The organism is Pontimicrobium sp. MEBiC06410 (assembly GCF_053601615.1).
Window position 1 is genome coordinate 238402 of the sequence record NZ_JBSHNT010000161.1, and the last position, 22202, is coordinate 260603.

The 22202-nt window shown below is 30.9% G+C and carries 20 protein-coding genes; 6 read left to right on the forward strand and 14 right to left on the reverse strand.

Annotation, left to right across the window (positions count from 1 at the left end; all coding sequences use genetic code 11):
- Positions 1 to 6: 6 nt before the first annotated feature.
- The 5 genes from ACVC08_RS15630 to ACVC08_RS15650 all read right to left on the reverse strand — a co-directional run bounded on the left by ACVC08_RS15630 (position 7) and on the right by ACVC08_RS15650 (position 4380).
- Positions 7 to 453: an LNS2 domain-containing protein gene (locus ACVC08_RS15630; protein ID WP_452602734.1), complete on the reverse strand. Its 447-nt coding sequence runs from the start codon at positions 451 to 453 to the stop codon at positions 7 to 9.
- Positions 450 to 812 (reverse strand): hypothetical protein, encoded by a 363-nt coding sequence (locus tag ACVC08_RS15635; protein ID WP_452602735.1) that lies wholly within the window; start codon positions 810 to 812, stop codon positions 450 to 452. Before ACVC08_RS15635 ends, ACVC08_RS15630 begins: the two co-directional genes overlap by 4 nt.
- A gap of 114 nt (positions 813 to 926) precedes the next feature.
- Positions 927 to 2240: a 4Fe-4S dicluster domain-containing protein gene (locus ACVC08_RS15640; RefSeq protein WP_452602736.1), complete on the reverse strand. Its 1314-nt coding sequence runs from the start codon at positions 2238 to 2240 to the stop codon at positions 927 to 929.
- A 17-nt stretch (positions 2241 to 2257) separates the two neighbouring features.
- On the reverse strand, positions 2258 to 3205 hold the full coding sequence (locus tag ACVC08_RS15645) for an MlaD family protein (RefSeq protein ID WP_452602737.1): 948 nt from the start codon (positions 3203 to 3205) through the stop codon (positions 2258 to 2260).
- Between the two features lie 56 nt (positions 3206 to 3261).
- Positions 3262 to 4380 carry an N-acetylmuramoyl-L-alanine amidase family protein gene (locus ACVC08_RS15650; RefSeq protein WP_452598736.1) on the reverse strand — a complete coding sequence of 373 codons (1119 nt, stop codon included), beginning with the start codon at positions 4378 to 4380 and terminating at the stop codon, positions 3262 to 3264.
- Between the two features lie 86 nt (positions 4381 to 4466).
- Here ACVC08_RS15650 and ACVC08_RS15655 point away from each other — a divergent pair, with 86 nt between their 5' ends.
- Both ACVC08_RS15655 and ACVC08_RS15660 read left to right on the forward strand, forming a co-directional pair.
- Positions 4467 to 7241 (forward strand): putative LPS assembly protein LptD, encoded by a 2775-nt coding sequence (locus ACVC08_RS15655; protein ID WP_452602738.1) that lies wholly within the window; start codon positions 4467 to 4469, stop codon positions 7239 to 7241.
- A gap of 27 nt (positions 7242 to 7268) precedes the next feature.
- Positions 7269 to 7649, forward strand: a complete 381-nt coding sequence (locus tag ACVC08_RS15660) for a RidA family protein (protein ID WP_452602739.1) — start codon at positions 7269 to 7271, stop codon at positions 7647 to 7649.
- A 60-nt stretch (positions 7650 to 7709) separates the two neighbouring features.
- Here the strand turns inward: ACVC08_RS15660 and ACVC08_RS15665 are convergent, their stop codons facing one another.
- From ACVC08_RS15665 to ACVC08_RS15685, 5 genes are all read right to left on the reverse strand, one after another.
- The gene (locus ACVC08_RS15665) at positions 7710 to 9080 is read right to left on the reverse strand and encodes an alanine/glycine:cation symporter family protein (protein WP_452602740.1); all 1371 of its coding nucleotides are present in this window, start codon (positions 9078 to 9080) and stop codon (positions 7710 to 7712) included.
- A gap of 334 nt (positions 9081 to 9414) precedes the next feature.
- Positions 9415 to 11151 (reverse strand): LuxR C-terminal-related transcriptional regulator, encoded by a 1737-nt coding sequence (locus ACVC08_RS15670; RefSeq protein WP_452602741.1) that lies wholly within the window; start codon positions 11149 to 11151, stop codon positions 9415 to 9417.
- A gap of 137 nt (positions 11152 to 11288) precedes the next feature.
- A complete protein-coding gene (locus ACVC08_RS15675) occupies positions 11289 to 12629 on the reverse strand; it encodes a DEAD/DEAH box helicase (protein WP_452602742.1) in 1341 nt (446 codons plus the stop codon).
- Positions 12630 to 12759: 130 nt separating this feature from the next.
- Entirely contained in the window at positions 12760 to 12951 is a 192-nt protein-coding gene (locus ACVC08_RS15680; protein ID WP_452597183.1) for a cold-shock protein, read from the reverse strand.
- A gap of 59 nt (positions 12952 to 13010) precedes the next feature.
- Positions 13011 to 14321, reverse strand: coding sequence for a DEAD/DEAH box helicase (locus ACVC08_RS15685; RefSeq protein WP_452602743.1), 1311 nt, complete (start codon positions 14319 to 14321; stop codon positions 13011 to 13013).
- 93 nt (positions 14322 to 14414) lie between these two features.
- On the opposite strand from ACVC08_RS15685, the gene ACVC08_RS15690 reads away from it, so the two are divergent.
- The 3 genes from ACVC08_RS15690 (at position 14415) to ACVC08_RS15700 (ending at position 18799) form a co-directional block, all read left to right on the forward strand.
- The gene (locus tag ACVC08_RS15690) at positions 14415 to 15827 is read left to right on the forward strand and encodes a glycoside hydrolase family 113 (protein WP_452602744.1); all 1413 of its coding nucleotides are present in this window, start codon (positions 14415 to 14417) and stop codon (positions 15825 to 15827) included.
- A 488-nt stretch (positions 15828 to 16315) separates the two neighbouring features.
- Positions 16316 to 18508, forward strand: a complete 2193-nt coding sequence (locus ACVC08_RS15695) for a T9SS type A sorting domain-containing protein (protein ID WP_452602745.1) — start codon at positions 16316 to 16318, stop codon at positions 18506 to 18508.
- Positions 18509 to 18517: 9 nt separating this feature from the next.
- Positions 18518 to 18799 carry a DUF3817 domain-containing protein gene (locus ACVC08_RS15700; protein ID WP_452596896.1) on the forward strand — a complete coding sequence of 94 codons (282 nt, stop codon included), beginning with the start codon at positions 18518 to 18520 and terminating at the stop codon, positions 18797 to 18799.
- Positions 18800 to 18803: 4 nt separating this feature from the next.
- Here ACVC08_RS15700 and ACVC08_RS15705 read toward each other — a convergent pair whose 3' ends face one another.
- The gene (locus ACVC08_RS15705; protein ID WP_452602746.1) at positions 18804 to 19190 is read right to left on the reverse strand and encodes an acyl-CoA thioesterase; all 387 of its coding nucleotides are present in this window, start codon (positions 19188 to 19190) and stop codon (positions 18804 to 18806) included.
- A gap of 4 nt (positions 19191 to 19194) precedes the next feature.
- Complete coding sequence (locus ACVC08_RS15710) at positions 19195 to 20088, reverse strand: DUF72 domain-containing protein (RefSeq protein ID WP_452602747.1); 894 nt, start codon at positions 20086 to 20088, stop codon at positions 19195 to 19197.
- 229 nt (positions 20089 to 20317) lie between these two features.
- Here ACVC08_RS15710 and ACVC08_RS15715 point away from each other — a divergent pair, with 229 nt between their 5' ends.
- On the forward strand, positions 20318 to 20734 hold the full coding sequence (locus tag ACVC08_RS15715) for a glyoxalase (protein ID WP_452602748.1): 417 nt from the start codon (positions 20318 to 20320) through the stop codon (positions 20732 to 20734).
- On the opposite strand, the gene trhA is transcribed toward ACVC08_RS15715, so the two are convergent.
- Together trhA and ACVC08_RS15725 are read right to left on the reverse strand one after the other, a co-directional pair.
- On the reverse strand, positions 20731 to 21357 hold the full coding sequence (trhA, locus tag ACVC08_RS15720) for a PAQR family membrane homeostasis protein TrhA (protein WP_452602749.1): 627 nt from the start codon (positions 21355 to 21357) through the stop codon (positions 20731 to 20733). The two genes, ACVC08_RS15715 and trhA, sit on opposite strands and share 4 nt — an antisense overlap.
- A complete protein-coding gene (locus tag ACVC08_RS15725) occupies positions 21357 to 22049 on the reverse strand; it encodes a DUF4294 domain-containing protein (protein ID WP_452596901.1) in 693 nt (230 codons plus the stop codon). The genes trhA and ACVC08_RS15725 overlap by 1 nt, the downstream gene beginning before the upstream one ends.
- Between the last annotated feature and the right edge of the window lie 153 nt (positions 22050 to 22202).

The following is a 22202-nucleotide window of genomic DNA, read 5'->3' on the forward strand; positions in this document are numbered from 1 at the left end:
CTTTAATTAGTCTTTTTGGGTATCATCAAAAACTTGAATAGTTACGTTTTTATCTACTAAGTCTGTAAATTTCCCTTTATATCTAGTTGCTTTTACTAAATGGTTATCTATCCAATGGTAATTACCTCCTCTAGGTTTTCCCATTAATAAACTATGGAATTTAAATCCATGTTTGTTTAACCAATCTGTAGTAACAGTACGATGCTCTTCTGTTCTAGAAGTAAAGAAACAGATCATGTGTCCTTCATCATACCATTTGTTACATGTTTCTAATGCGTCTGGGAATGGTTCGCATGTAACCATACGTTCTGGTTCTTCGTTAGGTACGTCTTCTGTAATTGTGCCATCTATATCTACTAGGTAGTTTTTTACTCCTTCTGGTAATACTGGGCTAATTTTTTCTCCAGCTTCAACTTTTTCGTGTAGTAGTTTATCTGCTTCTTCGCGTTTCATTCCTTTAGTTTGATGTTTATCTTAGTCTCTTTGGTTATAGATTTAAAATCTTCTTTAGAGATTCTTATATATATAGCTAATCGTTTTTTTCCGTTCTCTAATTTATTTTCAGGATAATATTTTTCTAAATCTGCTCTTCTTAAAGCTTCTTCTCCTATACTTTTTGTTTGTTGTTTTGTACAGTAATCGCAAAATACTTTTTTAAGCTTTATATTTGTCGCTTTACTACTCTTATATGCTATTTCTGTATAGACTTTTATTTGAAGAGAGTCTTTTTTATAGGATTGCGCAAACATTGTATTAAGTCCTAGACCTAGGAATATAAACAGAGTACTGTATGTTATTTGAGTTTTACTCACTTGTTTTTGTTATAATTAAAACAAACAACATTGTTACAACTTATAATAATTGTATTAAATGTTATAGTAATCATTAAAGCTTTTATAGGTAATGAGTACAATAACAACCAATATTTATTCGTCTTTCCAATTTAATCTATCCATCTGATTATATGGCCATGGCGCTCCATTATTTTCAATATTTGTCATCATATTATTTAATTCCATAGGGGCTGCCGATTCTTCCATTACCAAGTAACGGCGCATTTCCATAATAATATTTAGTGGGTCTATACTTACTGGGCAAGCTTCTGTACAGGCATTACACGATGTACACGCCCAAAGTTCTTCTTTTGTAATATAATCGTTTAATAGCTGCTTACCATCATCTTTAAATGCTCCTTTATTAGCATCAATATTTTTACCAACTTCTTCTAAACGGTCTCTTGTATCCATCATAATTTTACGAGGAGATAGTTTTTTACCTGTTTTATTAGCTGGGCATTCGCTAGTACAACGTCCACACTCTGTACAAGTATATGCGTTAAGTAGGTTTACCCACGACAGGTCTTGTACATCGCTGGCTCCAAATTTAGCTGGAGGTTCTTCTGTTTCATCTTCTGCTGGCGCTGCAAATGGATCTGCATTAGGATCCATCATTAACATCACTTCTTTTGTTACTGCTTCATTATTTGAAAATTGACCTTTTGGGTTTAAATTTCCATAATATGTATTTGGGAATGCTAAAAGAATATGTAAATGTTTTGAATAGTATAAATAATTTAAGAATATTAAAATCCCTAATATGTGTAGCCACCATGCAGAACGTTCAATAATGTGTAACCCGCCTTCTGATACTCCAGAGAAAATCGGTGTAATGTATTGACTTATAATATTTCCTGTACCTAATTCTTGAAATGTTGTGTCTGTTGCATTCATGACTAGAAAGAGTGTCATTAACACCATTTCGAAATATAGAATAAAGTTTCCGTCATTTTTAGGCCAACCTTTCATTTCGGCACTCATAAAACGTTTAAGTTTTACAATATTACGTCTAATCCAAAAAACGACTACTGATACAAATACTAAGGCTGCTAATACTTCAAAACTACCTATTAAAAAGCCATAAACAGATTCGGGTAAGACTTTTAACCCAATACGGTGCGTTCCAAATAACCCATCTATTATAATTTCTAGAACTTCAATATTTATAATTATAAAACCAACATATACTACAATATGAAAAAAACCAGCTACAGGGCGTTTCACCATCTTACTTTGCCCTAAAGCAATCATAGCCATGTTTTTCCAACGTTGCGATTTGTTATCGCTAACATCTTTATCTTGCCCTAGTTTTACATTTCTCCACAGTTTTTTTACGTTTCTAGCAAAATAGCCAATGCCAAAAATTAATGCTATTGCAAAAAGTATATTGGGTATATAATTCATAAGTTAATTAGGTTGGTTTACTCTCTTTCGTCTTCAGGTTTAACGTATCCTTTTTTATCTTTTCTTCCAAATACAGAGACATTAATGTAACGTTTTGGATTTAACTTAAAGTCTTGTAATAATTCTTTTAATTGGCCAGAAGCTACTTCTAAGTTATTATATAACTTTTCGTCTTTCATTAATTTTCCTAATGAGCCTTCTCCTTTTTCAATATTTGCCAATACATTATTTACACTTGTCAATGTTTTATCTAAATTATCAACAGTTTTAGATAGTTCTACATCCTTTAAATCATTAGATAATACTGCAAGATTTTTACTTACTGCATTAAAGTTGTTTATGGTAGCTGTTAAACTATCTTTATTTTTTGTTACTACAGATTTAAATGAGTTTGATAAGGATTTAAAAGATCTTAATGTCTCATTTAATTCTGCTATAGTTGTTTTTAACCCTTTTTCAGAATCATCTACTAGTATATTGTTTAAGTTTACTAAAAGCGTATCTGCAGATTTTAATGTTGTATCTAGTCCTGCGCTTAAATCTGAAAAATTGCTAGAAAGGTTTTTTACTAATCCTTCTTCAACTTCCGATGTTATAAAATCTCCGCTTTCTGCAATTACATTGTCTTCTGCATCTATTATAGCCAAACCATTTCCACCCATTACACCTAGCTCATACATTCGTATTTTACTATTTTTTGAAAACTTTAGTTGCTCGTCTACAATAAATGATACTCGGGTTTTTCCTGTTTTAAAATCGTATATAATTTCTGTGACTTTACCTATATTATTCCCTTTAATTGTAACTACAGATGCTTCTGTAAGACCATTGTAATCGAATTCTGTGTAGAATACATTTGAGGATTCAAATAAATTTTTCCCTTTTAAATAATTAAAACCGAAGATAAAAAAGACTATTCCTAATATTACTAATATCGCTGCTTTTACTTCTCTAGAAATTCTCAATGTGTATTAGGGTTTGATTAAACAACAAAAATAAAAATAATTTACTAAGAATGGCTCTAATTAGCGTCTTGTTTTAGAGCTTTTTCTAAACTTATACGTTTTCCATTCTTAAAAGCAACTAAGTAACAATCTTTATATCCCTTTTTCTTGGCTGTAGATTGTAATTTTTGGGCTTTAATATAGTCTGATGTATAGCCATAATAGTATTTATAGAAGCCGCCTTGTTTTTCTCTAGATACGTTTTTTAAACCTTTAAAATTGTACGATTTAGGTTCTAGTTTTTTTGAACTTGCTGCTAGTTGTACTTTAAAAACAATGTTTTTATATACTTTTTCTTTAGAAGATGCTGCTTCAATTGCGGTACTCTCGCTATCATAATCGAAAGTTCCTGTATTATCGTCTACTCCTTTTTTATATTTAATAATGGCTTTTTCTATTGCCGATGCTAATTCTAATTGTCCTTTTTTAGAGTTTAGGTACTTCCCTTCTTTAGTATTAGTTATAAATCCTGTTTCTACAAGTACACTTGGCATTACCGTTTGGTGTAGTACAATAAAACCTGCTTGCTTTACGCCTCTGTTTTTTCGTTTTAATTTTTTTGTAAAATTATCCTGAATGTTTTTAGCTAATTGAATGCTTTGGTCTAAATACTCTTCTTGCATTAGGGTTAAACCTATAAAGGATTCTGGAGAATTGGGGTCGTAACCTTCATAATTTTTCTTATAATCTTTCTCTAAAAAAATTACTTCGTTTTCTGCTTTTGCAACGTTAAAGTTTGTTTTATTTCTATGCACTCCTAATACGTAAGTCTCAGAACCATAAGCTTGTGTATGGTGAGCATTGCAATGAACGGAAACAAATAAATCGGCATTTGCTTTATTAGCTATTTTACCTCTAACAAATAAATCTACAAATACATCTGTTTTTCTTGTATAGACTACTTTTATATTTGGATGCTTAGATAATGCTTTCCCTACTGCTAAAACAATTTTTAAAGCAATGTCCTTTTCCTTGTAACCATATTTTGATGGTTTTCCAGGATCATGTCCTCCATGTCCAGCGTCTAACACCACCACAAATTTCTCATTATTGGATTGTGCTGTTATTGTTGTAGTAGCCGTAAATGTTAATAGTATTATAAAGGATACGAAAAAGGTTTTTATATACGTTAGCATAGATATTATAAACAAATTTTAAGCAATTATTATTATTTCTTATTTTTTTACGAATAATAAATTAATCATAAAAAATATATTTAATTTTGGCAATTCAAAAACCGAGCCATACTTTAGCAAAAATACATTTAAAAGCATTGCACACAAATAGATTTTATATACTTTTAGCCTTAAGTTTTACAGTGTTTATCAACACTTTTAGTTATGCACAAGTTGATGGTGGCGAAACTAAAGGAGGAGAAATACCTCCTGTTCAAGTAAAAGAAGAGACCATTAAAGAAAACGACTCTTTAACTCAGGTTAGTATTCAAGACCTTGTTCTTAACGAAAAAAAAAGCGATAGTACTGTAACAGACTCTGTAAAACCTAAAAAGGAATTATTAGAAGGTATTATTACTTACAATGCTAAAGACTATACTTCCTTTAACAGGAAAGAACAAAAAATGTATTTATATAATGAAGCCGAAGTTTTTTATAAAGACATGGAAATTAAGGCGGGTATTATTGTTATAGATTACAGTAAAAATGAAGTCTATGCCGGACGATTAAAAGATTCTGCAGGAGTATACTCGCAACTTCCAGTTTTTAAACAAGGGCAATCTGTTGTTGAACCCGATTCTATTAGGTTTAATTTTGATACTAGAAAAGCTTTAATTTGGAACTCTAGAACAGAACAAAATGGTGGTACTATTATAGCGGAGTTAACTAAAAAAGAAAACGACTCTGTATACTTTATAAACAGAGGAAAGTTTACTACTGCTAAAGATTTAGAGGATCCTGAATACTATTTCTTGTTACGAAAAGCTAAAATTGTTCCAGATAAAAAAGTCGTTACTGGGTTAACTAACTTATTTATTTACGATGTACCTACTCCTATTGGTTTACCTTTTGCCTTTTTTCCTTTAAGTAAAAAGCGAACTGCTGGTGTTATCTTCCCTAGTTTTGGAGAGCAAAACGATAGAGGGTATTTTCTACAAAATGGTGGGTACTATTTTCCTATAAGCGAGTATGTAGATTTGGCCATACTTGGAGATTATTATACTAATGGAAGTTATGGGCTTAGAATAGAAAATAGATATGCCAAACGCTATAGATTTAACGGGAATTTTGCTTTTAGATATGAAAATCTTATAAATAGCGAACGTGGATTTCCAGATTATTCAAAGAATACAATATATAACTTACGTTGGGCTCATAGTCAAGATGCTAAAGCAAACCCCAATTCTAGGTTTTCTGCTTCTGTAAACTTAGGAAGTAGTAATTACTATCAACAATCAAATAATCAAGTTAATACTGCAAGTTTCTTAAACAACACATTATCGTCTTCTGTTTCATATTCAAAAACCTTTCAGGGAGAACCTCAGGTAAATATGAGTTTAACAGCTACGCATTCGCAAAACACACAAACAGAATCTATTAACCTAACATTGCCTACACTTCAAGCTAGTGTTGGTAGAATATTCCCTTTTGCGCCAAAAGTAGGTAGCAAAAAAGGATTAATTCAAAATATTAACTTACAATATAATGTTAGAGGTGAAAATAGAATTACAACAACCGATTCTTTATTCTTTAAGAAAGAAATGTTTGATGATGCAAAAGTAGGTATGCGCCATTCTATTCCATTATCTACAAACTTTAAAGTACTACAATATTTTAGTTTTAGTGCTACAGCAAATTATGAGGAAACTTGGACTTTAAACACTATTAATAGATTTTATGACGATGTAAGAGAAGAAAGAGTTACAGAAGAGCTTAATGGGTTTGACTCGTTTAGAACCTATAATTTTTCTACTAGTGTTGGTACTACTATTTACGGAATGTTTCCGCTTGAAAAAGAAGGGCAAGATAAAAAAATTAAAGCTATACGTCACGTTATTAGACCTGCTATAAGTTATAATATAAACCCTGCTTTTGATAGGTATTATGATACTTATGTGGAAACGGATATAAATGGAGACCCTGTAAATGTTGAATATTCTCGCTTTGAAGGGAGTTTATTTGGCTCTCCTAATAGAACCTATTCAAGTTCTATTGGTATTAATGTTTCTAATAATATTGAAGCAAAAGTTAGAGATAGAGACACCACCAAAACTGAGGCCAAAAAAATAATATTATTAAATAATTTAAATTTCTCTACATCTTATAATTTGGCTGGAGACTCTTTACGTTGGAGTCCTGTACGTATGTCTGGGGGAACACAATTATTTAACAATAAAATGAATATTAATTTTGGTGCTACTCTAGATCCGTATGCACTGGATAGTAATAATAATAAAATAGAGAAGTTTAACATTAATAATGGTGGCAGCTTATTTAGAATGACAAGTGCTAACCTTACTATTGGTTACAGTTTAAAAAGTAAAGGCGCTAAAGACAGTAAAACGAGTAAAGCGAGTAGAAACGAAACACTACAAAGTGGTGGTCGAGACGATGATTTATTTGGTAGGTCTCAAGATTTTGCAGATCAGCGATATAATGAAGAAGATGATGATGACGAAGAAGAAACTATAGGTAAACTCTATAATTATGGTATTCCATGGAGTTTACGTTTAGCTTATGCTCTAAATTACTCTAATGCAAGGAGACAACAAGAAATATCTTCGCATTCTTTAATGTTTTCAGGAGATTTAGATATTTCACCGAGATGGTCTGTTGGTGCTTCTTCTGGTTACGATTTTAAAAATCAAGGCTTCACATATACTCAATTACGTTTTTCCAGAGATTTATTAAGTTGGAGAATGAATTTTAGTTGGATTCCTTTTAGTAATAGAAGTTCTTGGAATTTCTTTATAGGTATTAAATCAAACATTTTAAAAGATATTAAATACGAAAAACGTAGAAGACCAGATCAACGTTTATAGTATTCATCACAAATTTTTAATATCATTATGAAAAAAATTATAACAACATCTAAAGCTCCTGCACCTATTGGCCCATATAATCAAGCAGTGTTAAGCGGAAACACGCTTTATACTTCTGGGCAAATTGCATTACATCCAGAAACTGGTGAGCTAATTCTAGATTCTATTCCTACAGAAACTAAACAGGTTATGGAGAATATGAAAGCCGTATTAGAAGCCGCTGATATGACTTTTGAAAATGTTATAAAAACATCAATATTTATTAGTGACATGAATAACTTTGCCGAAATAAACGAAGTGTACGGTAGTTATTTTGATGAAGCAACTGCTCCTGCTCGCGAGACTGTAGAGGTTGCTAACTTGCCAAAGTTTGTAAATGTTGAGATTAGTATGATTGCTGTTAAATAACAACATGCTTTACACTTATTTTCTAGTATTACTAGAAAACTATTTAACAATTAAAAATACTTAAATTTTTAATCGCTTAAAATAACTTTTAGCTTCAACAAGAACTTTAGACGATAGTGCTATTGTTGTAAACATAGTTGGTATTGCCATTAATGCAAAGAAACCATCTATTAAGTTTATCATCATATCTAAAGACGTTGTGGCCCCTACAATTATACTTAGTATGTATATATAGTTATAGTAATGTTGTTTATTGGCTCCTAATAAAAAAGACATGCATTTTGTTCCGTAATAGGAAAATGAAAACAATGATGAAACACTAAAAACTACAATACATACTAATAACAAATATTTACCAAAACCAGGTATTGCATTACCAAAGGCTGCTGCAGTTAGTGTAACGCCATTGGCTCCACTAGTTTGCCAAACACCTGTTACTAAAATAGCTAGTGCTGTTAGTGTGCATACAATTAGCGTATCTATTGCAGGGCCAAGCATTGCAACCAACCCTTCTCTAATTGGTTCGGCTGTTTTTGCTGCGCCATGTGCCATGGGTGCTGTCCCTATTCCTGCTTCATTAGAAAAAGCGCCTCTACGAATACCTAATAGAATTAATCCGCCTAAAACTCCCCCAAAAAAAGAGTCCCCTGTATAATTATTTGCTGCAAAAGCATCTGTAAAAATGAGTCCAAAATACTTTGGAACAACATCTATATGCAATCCTAATATTATTAAAATTAATACAAAATATAAGCCAACCATTGCTGGCACTAGCTTTGATGCGACTTTACTAATTCTATTTAAACCTCCTAGTATTACTATAGAGGTTATTATTACTAAAATAATACCAATAATTAAATTACTAGTATCTCCTGTTTTAATACCATTGGGTTGTAATAGTATTGCATTTACAGCTTCTGTTAACTGGTTTACATTAAAAACAGGTAAAGCGCCTACAAGACCACAAACACTAAAAAATAGTGCTAAAGGTTTCCATTGCTTACCTAAACCTTCCATTATAAAATACATTGGCCCACCTTGTACTTCTCCTCTACTATCTTTTCCTCTATACATAACGGCTAAAGAAGAGGTAAAAAACTTAGTAGACATCCCTATAATGGCACTAATCCACATCCAGAATACTGCTCCAGGCCCTCCTATAGAAATAGCGACTGCTACTCCTGCAATATTACCCATACCTATAGTAGATGATAATGCTGTTGTTAAAGCTTGAAAATGACTAATTTCTCCAGGATCATTAGGGTTATCATATTTTCCTCTAAGCACTTGTATGGCGTGACCTAAATAACGAAATGGTAAAAATTTAGAACGGATTATTAAAAACAGCCCACCTCCAATAAGCAATGTTAATAATGGTAGTCCCCATACAAATGAAGCAAACTCTTTTATAATCTCATCTATTAATTTCATTAATGCAATTGTTATAATTCTAATCAAATGTATTAAAATTACATTGAATACAATTCAACTTAATTACAGATTGTTTATAAATTGAACTAGTTATTTTTAAGCATAAAAAAACCATTCTTATCTTGTTAAGGGAGCGATAAGAATGGTTGTATATATCTAGTACCAACTAAATCCTAAATATATATTCCGTAATGTGCTATCATTAATTTGTAGAGGGTATTTATACTTTAATTAAAAATATAAACACATTTACAATACACTTCAAAAATATATTCTTAGGTAGAAACCACCAAAACATATATGGTAACAAAAGGTAACATCCTATTAAAAACAACTATAAAGTCTGAATAAATTGATCTAATTCCATTTCTGAGGGCAAATTTATCTTCTTTCTAATTCTTGACCTAGACATTTTTATCGCACCAATACTTACGTTTCTAACTTGAGCAATTTCTTTTGTAGAAAAATTTAATCTAATAAATGAGCAAATTTCTCTTTCTGTTTTTGTTAAGTGTTGGTATTTTTCAACTAAAAGTGTATCAAAATTGGCATTTGCATTGGTAAGATCACTTTGCAATGTGGTAAGGCGTTCTTCTATTTGTATTTGAGACTTTATATCAAAAGCTAATTCTTTTACAATCTTATCTGTATTGCCCGATAACTTATTCTCGTCTTCTATTTTATTTAACAGTTTAATAAGAAACTTAGTTCTCATTTCATTATCTGCCACAACATTAATAATATCCTTTTCTTTAGATTCTAATATATCATTTAGTTTTTCCTTTTCTAAAGTAGTATTTCTTAATGTTAATTTTGTAATTAAGTTATCTTGTTCTGTTCTCTTTTTACGTTGCTTTATTGCATAATTAATTATAAATAAAGAGGTTATAGTAAGGCACAACATAAATATTATTAAAAACAAAAAAAACCTATCTTTTTTATACGATGCGTCTTTTTCTAGTGTTAGTTCTTTCTCTAATTTTAGTTTACTTTTAAAGTCACTTTCTTGAAGCTTAATGTAACTTGCTATAGCTTCTTCATTTTTTATTTTATTATAATCGAACTGCTTTTTTAAAAAACTTGATAATGTCTTAGAGACTTTAAAATACTCATTATACTCCTTTGTATATTCATAATTAAACAGCTTAGCTTTTAAATATCTTTCATAGGCTAATGCGACATCTTGATCCTGAATAATTTCATTACTATCTTTATTTTTAAAATAGGAGTCTATATTTTTTTTGAGCTTATTTGCTTCATCAAACTTTTTAGTTATTGTTAAACTTTTTAAGCGTTCAATATCCGCAGATATTGCTCCTTTTTCATCGTTATACTTTCGTCTTATTTTTGCTACTTTTTTTTGTATTGCAGCTGCTTCATCATACAGTTTAGAATACTCTAAATATATGTGTGCTATATTTTCTAAAATATTTAAATAGTATAGTTCACTCCATTTTCCTAGAGTATCTATATTTATATAACTTTTTGCTTTATTATAATAACTAAGTGCTTTTTCATAGTTTAACTGTGCGTAATAGTAATATCCTAAATTATTATAAGCAGACGACAGCCAAATTGTATTATTTAAACATTTAGCTTCTTCTAGTGCTAAATTATAGTAATCTAGTGCTAAAATTTCTTTCTTTTTTAGTGCGTATTGATAGGCTAAATCACTTATTAATAAGAATCTATTATGCGTCGATTTTTCGGTATAACTATTATAAATAAGCAAAGCTTCGTTATAAAACTTTATAGCATGATCATAATCTTTTGCTTGCCTAAAATAAATGGCGCAATTCATGGCTAATGCGTACCCAAACTCTGAAAACTTAAGTTTTTTATCAAGCATATTATAGACTAGACCTGAGTAATAATGTGCTTTTGTTTTATCGCCTTGGTAATTATAATATGATGAGAATATATTATTTGCTATTATTTTTGCTTCTAGATTATTTTCTTGTTCTGCAATAATTAAACTTTCTTTTGCAATCTTATAACTTTTTTCTGGTGCATTTTTTACATTATTATATGTAGCATTAAGTTTCTCTATTAAAGCATTCTTGTTAGACACGTCTTCTTTAATAGTTGTATTCTGACAATAAATACTATTTATAAAGAGTGTTAATATAATATAACAAAGTTTAAATTTGCGAGGGAACATATTGTAGGGATGGATTATTTTTTCCTTATAAGACTAAAGTTCTAGTATTATTTATGCTTTTTCTTCTTTTTTCCTTCATCATCTAAAGGTGTTTTTGCATTTTGAAGCATATAATTTGCCAATAGTTTCTCTATCAATTCATCTTTTGTTAAATGATGGAATACAGTCTTAATATTCTCTTTAAACTCTATGGAAAGATTATGATTTGGTTTTGTTTTAAATATTTGCCTAGCCCAAAGTACAGCATTATTTTCTTCTATACTTTGTGCATTAGGTTTATTGTATTTAGTAAATGTAATTCCTAATTCATCCTCAAATTCTGGAATTTCAAATGCTTCCTCTTTTTGTAATACTGTTAAAGCTAACCCTTTTGCTCCTGCTCTTGCTGTTCTACCGCTTCTATGTATGTAAGACTCGTAAAATTCTGGTAAATGGTAATTTACAACATAAGTAACGTCTTTAACATCTATTCCCCTTGCCGCTAAATCTGTAGCCACTAAAATATTAATATAACCTTCTCTAAATTGCTCCATGATACGATCTCTAATTCCTTGAGTTAAACTACCGTGCAATGCTCCTGAAGAAAATTTATTTATAGCTAAGTTTTTTGCAAGTTTATTTACTGCTGCTTTTGTTTTACAAAATATAATACCACGTTGACCAGTTTTTGAGTTTAAAAAATGCATTAGCACATTTAATTTTTCTATAGGCTCTACAATAACATATTGGTGATTTATTCCTTGATGTCCTTTGGTTTCCATGTCTACAGTTACCTGTTTTACATGTTTAGACAAATAATTTTGTATTAATTGCTTAATTGCGCCTGGTAAAGTAGCTGAAAACAAAATAGTTCGCCTACTTTTTGGTAAAACTTCCACGATTTGATCCAGACTTTCCTTTAAAATAGAAATCATCTCATCTGCTTCATCTAAAACTAAATACCCCGCTTCTGTAATATTTATTGCTTGCCTATTTATTAAATCTATTAAACGACCAGGGGTTGCAACTACTATATGTGTTGTTTTAGTTAAACGTTCTATTTGTGGCTTAATTGGTACGCCTCCGCATATACTTGCTATAGAAACTTCTGGCCTATACTTAGCAAACTGCTCTAAATTATTACAAATTTGTTTTCCTAGTTCTCGCGTTGGTGCCAATACTATTGCTTGAATAGCTGTTTTATTAGTATCTATTAATTGTAATAAGGGTAAACCAAAGGCTGCTGTTTTTCCTGTTCCAGTTTTTGCAATACCAACAAAGTCTGAGGTATTAGATAATAAATGCTTAATAGCATGTTCTTGTATTTCTGTTGGTTTTACAATTTTTAAATCGTTTAACGCTTTTAATAAATTTTCGGAAAGTTTTAAATCTAGAAAGGATTGTGACATAATACTATTTTAAACAAAGGTAACATTCTTAATAATTATTAATAGCTATTATTATTTGAAATTACAGGAATAAAAAAAGCCCATCAAAATAATGATGGGCCTTGTGGTAATAAAGTTTAAGTATATCTATTTAAATAACTTTTACGTTTACTGCATTTAAACCTTTTTTTCCTTCTGTTAAATCGAATTCTACTGCATCACCTTCTCTAATTTCATCGATTAATCCCGAAATGTGGACAAAATGGTCTTTGTTTGAACCTTCTTCTGTGATAAAACCATAACCTTTTTCATCATTGAAGAATTTTACTGTTCCTGTACTCATTGTAATATAAATTTATGTATTAATTACTTTAAAGAGTCCAAATACCATGCCATATATAATTATATAACACTTACTCTCACCTTCTTTTTTTTCAATCTGCTATTATTTGTTTTAGTAATAACAGTATTGACTTTATGTTTTGGTACTGCAACAAAAGCACAGTCCTGCTTAAGCTCTATAACACCTAATTCATTTTTATCTAATCCACCTTGTTTAAAGAAAAGACCAGCAATATCTCCTTTAGATATTTTATCTTTTCTACCTCCTGAAATAAATAAAGTTGTCCACATTGAAGGTTCTGGACTTAAATTATTGTTTAGTTTAACAACCGTTTCTGTTTCAATAAAATCTGGCAAAGTTTCTTCTTGCCATTGTAGCACATACGCAGTTCCTTCTGTATTCATACGTGCAGTTCTACCATTTCTATGAGTAAATTCTTGAGCTTTTAATGGTAATTGGTAATGAATAATATATTTTAATTCTGAAATATCAAGACCTCTTGCTGCCAAGTCGGTAGCTATAATAATTTGATGCGTACCATTTCTAAATTTTATTAAAGCGCGCTCTCTATCTTTTTGCTCCATACCGCCATAAAAACAACCATGAGCGATATTATGTTCTTCTAAAAAATCACTAACATAACTTATAGTATCTTTAAAATTACAAAATATAATTCCAGGTGCATTCCCAATATGACATAATAAATCTACCAAAGTTTGAAGTTTGTTTTTAGTAGGGGAAACAACTTTTTTAATTTTTAATTGAGACGCTTCTGTGCCTAAATAATTAATTACAATTTCATCTTTTAATCCAACAAAACGCGGAATCTCCATATCCTGAGTTGCAGAGGTTAGTATTCGTTTTTTTATTTGTGGCAAAAATGCGATGATTTCACTCATTTCAGATTCGAAACCAACTTCTAATGATTTATCGAACTCATCCAATACTAGTGTTTTTATAGCATTTGTCGTAAAAGTTTCACGCCGTAAATGATCTGCTATACGCCCAGGAGTTCCTACAAGTATCGCTGGCGCATGATTTAATTCTATTTTATCTTTAGAAAATGGTCTACCTCCATAAACGGCATTTGTTTTAAACCCAGCTCCCATTTTACGAATAACTTGCTCTATTTGTATTGCTAACTCCCTAGATGGCACTAAAATAATGGCTTGTATAGATTTTAAGTTAGCATCTAACAAGCCCATAACAGGCAATAAAAATGCTAATGTTTTCCCTGTTCCAGTTGGGGATAATAAAACAATATTATCTACCGAAGGAATGGCTAGACAAGCCTCCTCTTGCATAGGATTAAGTTCCTTAATATTTAATTTACTTAATATTTGTTGTTGTAATTGATATGATTTAGACATAGTGCAAAAATACTGTTTAGCCCTTAGAGTTGATTGTTTTTTGAAAAAAATGTAAGCTAGTGTATTAGTATAAATTTATAGTATATTTAAAACATGAAATTGTTATTAAAAAAAGAAGTTGTAAGCGCTATTGTAATCTACCTATTTACATGGTTATTCTCTTTTTTATTTGTAATCTATCAATTTATTAGTAATGGAGAGTCTTTTTCTGATGGTTTAGATTTTTTTCCTGACTTTATTCTTAAAAAGAATGCACAAATTGCACTTCTTATTTTGTTTATAATATTCTATACCCTCTTTTTAGTTATTCGGTATTTTATTAGAATTTATAGAAAAAAGGGCGTTTTTATTATGCTAAAGCGCTTTACTGTTAGATTATTGTTACCTGTTTTATTGTTATCGTTTTCCTACCGTTATATCATTAATAAAAATAGTTTTGAGAATTTTAATTACCAATGGGATTATTCTGTAGAAAATAACACTAATTATTCTAATAATTTCTATGCTGTAGATAACAAGCATCGTGGAGTTCATGCTTTTGGATGGAGAAATAACCGTGAGCAAACTATAAAAGATTTATTAAAAACAAATATAGAATGGGTTGCTATGGTTCCCTTTATAGACCAAGAAGATGAACAAACAAAAGAAATGAATGCACCTAAAGTTGTAGGACAATGGAGAAAAAATGACTCTATATTTATAACCGCTATTAAGGAAGTTCATAAAAAAGGGATGCATGTTATGTTTAAACCTCATATTTGGTTAAGAGATGGTTGGCGTTCTAACATAAACTTTGAAACAAATGCCGATTGGGATATATGGTTTAAAGCTTACAGAAAAAACATGCTTCATTATGCTTCTTTAGCTGAAATTTCTGGAACAGAATTATTTTGCATTGGTACAGAATTAAGGACATCTATTAAACAACAGCCTAAAGCTTGGATACAATTAATTAAAGATATTAAAACCATTTATTCTGGGAAGTTAACTTATGCAGCCAATTGGGATGATGATAATGATTTAGGTGAGTTTTGGGAAGCTCTAGATTATATAGGTATACAAGCTTATTTTCCTTTAACAGACCATAAAAACCCAGCCTTAGATTCAATTAAAATTGGATGGAATAAACATATTATTGGATTAGAGAAACTTTCAAAAAAATACAACAAACCTATTTTATTTACAGAAATAGGTTATAAAAGTGAAGCTTCTGCAACTATAAAACCGTGGGAATGGGATAGACTCTACAGTGGTCTTTCTAGAGAGAAGTCTGACAAAACACAACAGCTTGCCTACCAAGCACTTTTTGAAAGTTTATGGCATAAAGACTGGTTTAAGGGGTTTTATATTTGGCAATGGCATACACATAGTAAACAAGAAAACTCATATAAAAATATGGATTTTACGCCTCGTTTTAAACCCGCTGAGAATACTATAGCCAAATGGTTTGGTAAACCTGCTAAAAATAGTTTATCGCTTTACAATAACTTAAAAAACTCAAATTGATAATTTTATTGAGTTATTTCTACAAAGGTAAAGTCTTAAGCATAGTTTGATACCATATTTTTAATAATTTCTAAAGATTTTAGTGCTGTATTAGCCCTTACACTTGTACTTATAGATGAATAACCTCCATAAGTATCCCCTTTACCTATGCGTAACGTTTGAAATAAATTTCCGCTTGAACCTCCTCCAAAAATTCCATTTGCAAACCTTAGATTGTTTACTTTTTCATCTGCAGTATATAAGATAATGCTAATTTTCCAATTCGGATAACATCTTCTGCAGTTACCTCGAAATATAGAGACTTAAAATTGTTAAGTTTTACTGGCGTTCCCAATATATCTTCTACCTTAGGACCGCTTGATATTTCGCCAAACTTTTTAAAGATAATTATTATAATTAAATGAGTTTCATAAAAGTAAATAAAGATTATTCTTAAATAATATTTGGTTTTTTCTTAAGTTTACAGTCCAACTAAAACTAATTCTTACATGAAAAAAATTACACTCGCATTCTTTGTGATGCTTTTTGCTGTAGTTTCTACAGCTAGTGCACAGCAGTCTATAGCTAGAGAATGGAATGAACAATTATTAGATGCCATTCGTAGCGATTATGCTAGACCAACTGTACATGCTAGAAACTTATTTCATAGTAGTGTTGTAATGTACGATGCTTGGGCAATTTTTGATGATACAGCAGAAACAGTTTTTTTAGGTAAAACCTTTGGTGGGTATACTTGTGCTTTTAATGGTATTGCGCAACCAGCAGACAATGATGTTGCAAGACATGAAATTATTAGTTACGCAATGTTTAGGCTATTAAACCATAGGTTTCAAAACTCTCCAGGTGCCACAACTGTTTTAGCAGATTTTGAAACACTGTTTACAAGCTTAGGCTACGATACAATGTTTACATCTACAGATTATTCTACAGGTTCTTATGCAGCTTTAGGAAACTATTTGGCAGAACAAATGATAGCTTTTGGATTGCAAGATGCTTCAAATGAAGTTAACGATTATGCAAATCAGTTTTATACACCATCTAATGATCCTTTGATATTAGAGATTTATTCAGATACTAATCCTTTAAACAATCCTAATGCATGGCAACCATTAGCTTTTGATGTATTTATAGATCAAAGCGGAAATCCTTTTCCTTTAAATACACCAGATTTTTTAAGTCCAGAATGGGGAGAAGTTACGCCATTTTGTTTAAAACCAACGGATTTAGAGGTATTGAATGATGGTTTTGATTGTTACGTTTATAAAAATCCAGGAGCACCTGTTTACATACAAAACTCTACAACAGGCAACGGCATCGATGATCCTTATAAATGGCATTTTGCTTTAGTTGCATCTTGGTCTTCGCACATGGATCCAAATGACCCTACTGTAATAGATATATCTCCAGCCTCTATTGGTAATTATGATATTGCAGATTACCCAGAAACCTTTGCAGAATACCAAACTTTTTATGATTTTACTAATGGTGGAGACGCGAGTACAGGCCATGCTTTAAATCCTGTAACCAATGCGCCTTATGTACCACAAATGGTTAAACGTGCAGATTATGCTAGAGTTCTTGCAGAATTTTGGGCAGATGGCCCAGACTCTGAAACACCTCCAGGTCACTGGTTTACTTTATTAAATTATGTTAGCGACCATCCACAAACCGTAAAAAAAATTGAAGGTGTTGGCGATTTGTTAAGCGATTTAGAATGGGATGTTAAAACGTATTTAGCATTAGGTGGTGCTATGCATGATTCTGCTGTAGCTACTTGGGGAATTAAAGGGTACTACGATTATATTCGCCCTATATCTGCTATTAGATATATGGCAGGTAAAGGCCAAAGTACAGATAGTAGTTTACCAAGTTTCGACCCTCACGGCTTACCATTAATTCCTGGTAAAATTGAACTTATAGAAACTGGAGACCCACTAGCTGGTACCAATGATGAAAATGTTGGAAGAATAAAAATAATGGCTTGGAAAGGTCCCGATTTTATTACAGACCCAGATACTGATGTTGCTGGTGTAGATTGGATTTTAGGAACACATTGGTGGTCTTACCAACGCGGCACATTTGTAACCCCTCCTTTTGCTGGCTATTTATCTGGGCACTCTACATTTTCTAGAGCAGCAGCAGAAGTACTTACACAACTTACAGGAGATGCGTTCTTCCCAGGAGGAATGGGAACTTTTGATGTTATCGCTAATGAATTTTTAGTATTTGAAGATGGCCCTTCGGAAAGTTTTACACTACAATGGGCAACCTACAGAGATGCTTCCGACCAAACAAGTTTATCTCGTATATGGGGAGGAATCCACCCTCCTATTGATGATATTAAAGGGAGACAGATTGGAGCAGAAATTGGTGTTGAAGCTTTTGAATTAGCAAAAGATTATTTTAATGTAGACACATCTTTATCTTCTAATAATGTTACTCTGGCAGATAGTATTATGGTATATCCTGTGCCATTTAATAACGAATTAACGATTTCACACAATAGTGAAACAGCTTTAAATGTGAAGATTTATAATATTACAGGCGCTTTAGTTTTAGAGCAAGCTGTTAATTCTAACACAGCTATTAAAACAAATGCTTTAGCTTCTGGTGTATATTTTGCAAAACTATCCACTGGAAACAACGAAGACTTAACGGTTAGAAAAATTATTAAAAATTAAAAACTGAATATGCTTAATATATTCCGAATTACTGCCTTTTTAGAAGGTGTTTCTTACATCTTATTATTGTTTATTGCTACTCCAATAAAATATTTAGCAGACGATCCTCAATATGTAAAACTATTAGGTATGCCACATGGCCTATTATTTGTGGCATACATTGCTTTAGCTATTGTATTGCGTTCTACTTACAAGTGGGATAATAAAACGTTTGCTATAATTTTAGTAGCGTCTTTAATTCCTTTTGGAACGTTTTACGTTGATAAAAAGTATTTAAAGTCTTTGGCTTAATAATTTATTCTAGTCTATCTTTTATAAATTCTACTTGGTTTTTACCATGTGGTTTAACGTTTCCGTTTTTATCTAAATTTACCATAACAATATTGTCTATAGTAATAATGGTTTCGCGTGTCATCATGTTTCGTACTTCGCAACGTAATGTTAACGATGCATTTCCGAATTTTACAACTTCCATTCCTATTTCTATAATATCCCCTTGTTTTGCAGAACTTTTAAAATCGATCTCTGTCATAAACTTAGTAACCACATGTGGATTTTCTAATTGTACCACAGAATATAATGCAGCTTCTTCATCTATCCAAGCTAATAGTTTACCTCCAAATAAAGAGGCGTTTGGGTTTAAATCTTCTGGTTTTACCCATTTACGTGTATGAAATCTCATGTGTTTAAAATAAGGTTTGTTGTTCGTTAGTATCGCCATTGGGAATTGTTAGATTATACCCAAGTTTGGCATTTAATTGTTTTATAAAATAAGCAGATAATAATGGGGACTCTACTTCTATGTTTTGATGAATAAAAAAATCAATTTCCTTCACACCTTGCGCTTTCCATTCCTTTAATCGTTCTACCCAATCATCTAATCGTGTATAATCGCTTTCATGGTTTGCGCCTACATAGCGTACAAATGCTGTTGCATTAGTTAAACGCATATGCATAATATCGCGTCTTCCAGCAGTATCTACAATAGTGTTAGATACGTTATTTGCTTCTAATAGCTGGTATAGCTCTTCGGCAACTGTTGCATCGTTAAACCAATCGGTATGCCTAAACTCTACTGTTAAAGGTATTTGTTTTGGCCATTTTTCAATAAAAGTAACCACTCTATTAAAATCTTTAGGCGAAAAATTATTATGCATTTGCAAAAAGATTGTACCTAGTTTTTCTTTTAAATTCGAGGCATTGTATAAATAATGCTCTACAACATCTTCTGTTGCTTGCAAACGTTTCCAGTGGCTAATTTCTTGATTTAACTTTGGGAAAAATTTAAAATTTGCAGGGGTTTTATCATACCATTTTGCAAATTGCTCAGCTGGAAAAATACGATAAAAGGTTGCATTTAATTCTATAGAATTAAATTGTGAGGAGTAATAGACTAACTCGTCTTTAGTGCCTCTAGGATAGAATCCTTTTAAATCTGCCCTATTCCATTTAGCACAGCCAACATATATTTCTGGTATAGCATCATCTTTAACTGCATTAAGAACACGCTTGGTGTCTTTATGGTCTTTGGGAAAAGTAAAATCTATAAGCTCTGGATTTGTAACGCTTCCGAATTTCATAGTTATTAAATTATCTGTTGTTGTATCTCAATTATAATATAAGTCCTCTTAAAACCTAAAACATTGGTATACAATTTCTATAAAAACATAAAGATAAATGTTCATAAGCCGGTTAACAAGTAAATTGATATTGAAAATTTTTAATACACTTAATTAATACTTTTATATAGTAAATGTTTGAACGCTTATAAGTTTCAAACGCTTTGTTATTATCAAAAAACTATTAATTATGACTTTAAGAGATCAACAATTATTAGACAGTAGACCTATTATTACTTCTATTAAAATCACTGATAATATGAGTAGTGATGAACGTTTCCAAAATATTACACTACGCCCAGTTATAAAGCTTCAGAATGATTTACTAATTGAAGTGTTTAAAAACTATATTAGAAAACATAAAAATACTTTTTATGACCTAAGTATAGAAAAAGGGTTAATATATATTGCTAACGCGATTAACAAGGATATTAAGTTTAGAAACTCTATAAAAGGAATGATTATAGGGCAATTTACGGTAGAAGAGTATTTACTATATATAGAAAATTCTTCGGCTTTAAATAAGCGTATGATGACTATTGTTAAACAGCGTTTACAAGATAACATTATGTTGTTTATAAAACCTGAGACTAGTTTAGCTAGTTAAACGACATAGAATAGTATCATAAAAAAATGACATATAGCGCCTGCTAAAACAAAAAGATGCCAAATAACATGGAAATAAAGTTTCTTTTCTATGGCATAAAAAATTATACCCAAAGTATAAGCCGCTCCACCAGCCATTAATAAAATAATACCGTTAGGGTGCATTAACTCAGAAAGTCTAGAAAAATCAAAAACTATAAGCCATCCCATTATTAAATATAGTATAGTAGAAAATAAATTAAATTTCCCTGTAAAAAAGAGTTTTAAAATAATGCCAAAAATAGCAATCCCCCATACTACGTATAATAATTCCCAACCTAAACTATGCTCTAATGTTATTAATAATACGGGAGTATATGTACCTGCAATAAGTAAGTATATACTAATATGGTCTATTACTCTAAAATAATGTTTTCGTGTGGTTTTCTTTACATAGTGATAAGCTGTAGAAGCTGTAAAAAGGATGATTATTGATAGTCCATAAACGACAACACTAAACAAACTCCATTCTGTTTTATGTGTATCTTTTATTATTAATAAAATTAAACCAATAACACCTAAAACAGCACCAATACCATGTGTTATAGTATTTAACTTTTCTTCAAACTCGGTTTGCGCTCTCATTAATGCTCAGCTTCGCTATTTTTATCTTCTTTTAACCATTTATTGGTTAATTCATAAAAATCAAATTTTACAGCAGGTTTTTGTCTTACTAATACTCCATTTTGAAAATTACGCTCTAAAATATCTTCTATTAAATAATCTTCTTTAACTTCTTCTGGATTGAATTCTTTTTTTAATGAAATATTAAACAGTTTTGCTGTACTATTAAACCAAAAGGCTCTCCAGCCGTTTCTTAATGTTTTAATGAGTTGAAATGTGGTCTGCCCTGTTTGTCTATGAATTAATTTTACCAAAATTTGTCCTTCGGTACGCGTTAGTTTCTTTAATTCGGCAGAAAATTCTCCTTCTATATATTTCTGAATTTTTTTTGCATACTTTTTTCTAGCACGCTTACTTTCTAGAGAAGCTAATCGTTCGTTTAAAGACTCTAAACGCTCTGCGGCTAATTTAGCATACGGGTATACTTTAACCGTTTTTCGTTTTAAAATCATATAACGTCTCCAATCTTGCTTACTATCAAACTTTAGTTTATGCAATAGCATCACTTCATCTAAATCTATAGATGCTCTTGGAATAGAGTCTCCTTCTATTATAATATATTCAATATTAGTAGAATCTTGTACCGTTTCAATTGTTTCCTGTGCAAACATTAAAAATGGAAAAAATACAAGTAAAAAATTTAAATATTTCATTTGGGTAAACATACTGTTGTTCTAGCTAAAATCGTTCCAAACTATATAATTTAAAACGTTTTCTACCTTTAACTTTATATGGTGTAAAATTACTAATTAACTTTATTCTAACTGTTAAATATAACTGAATATTGTTATTTTAGTAAAAAATTA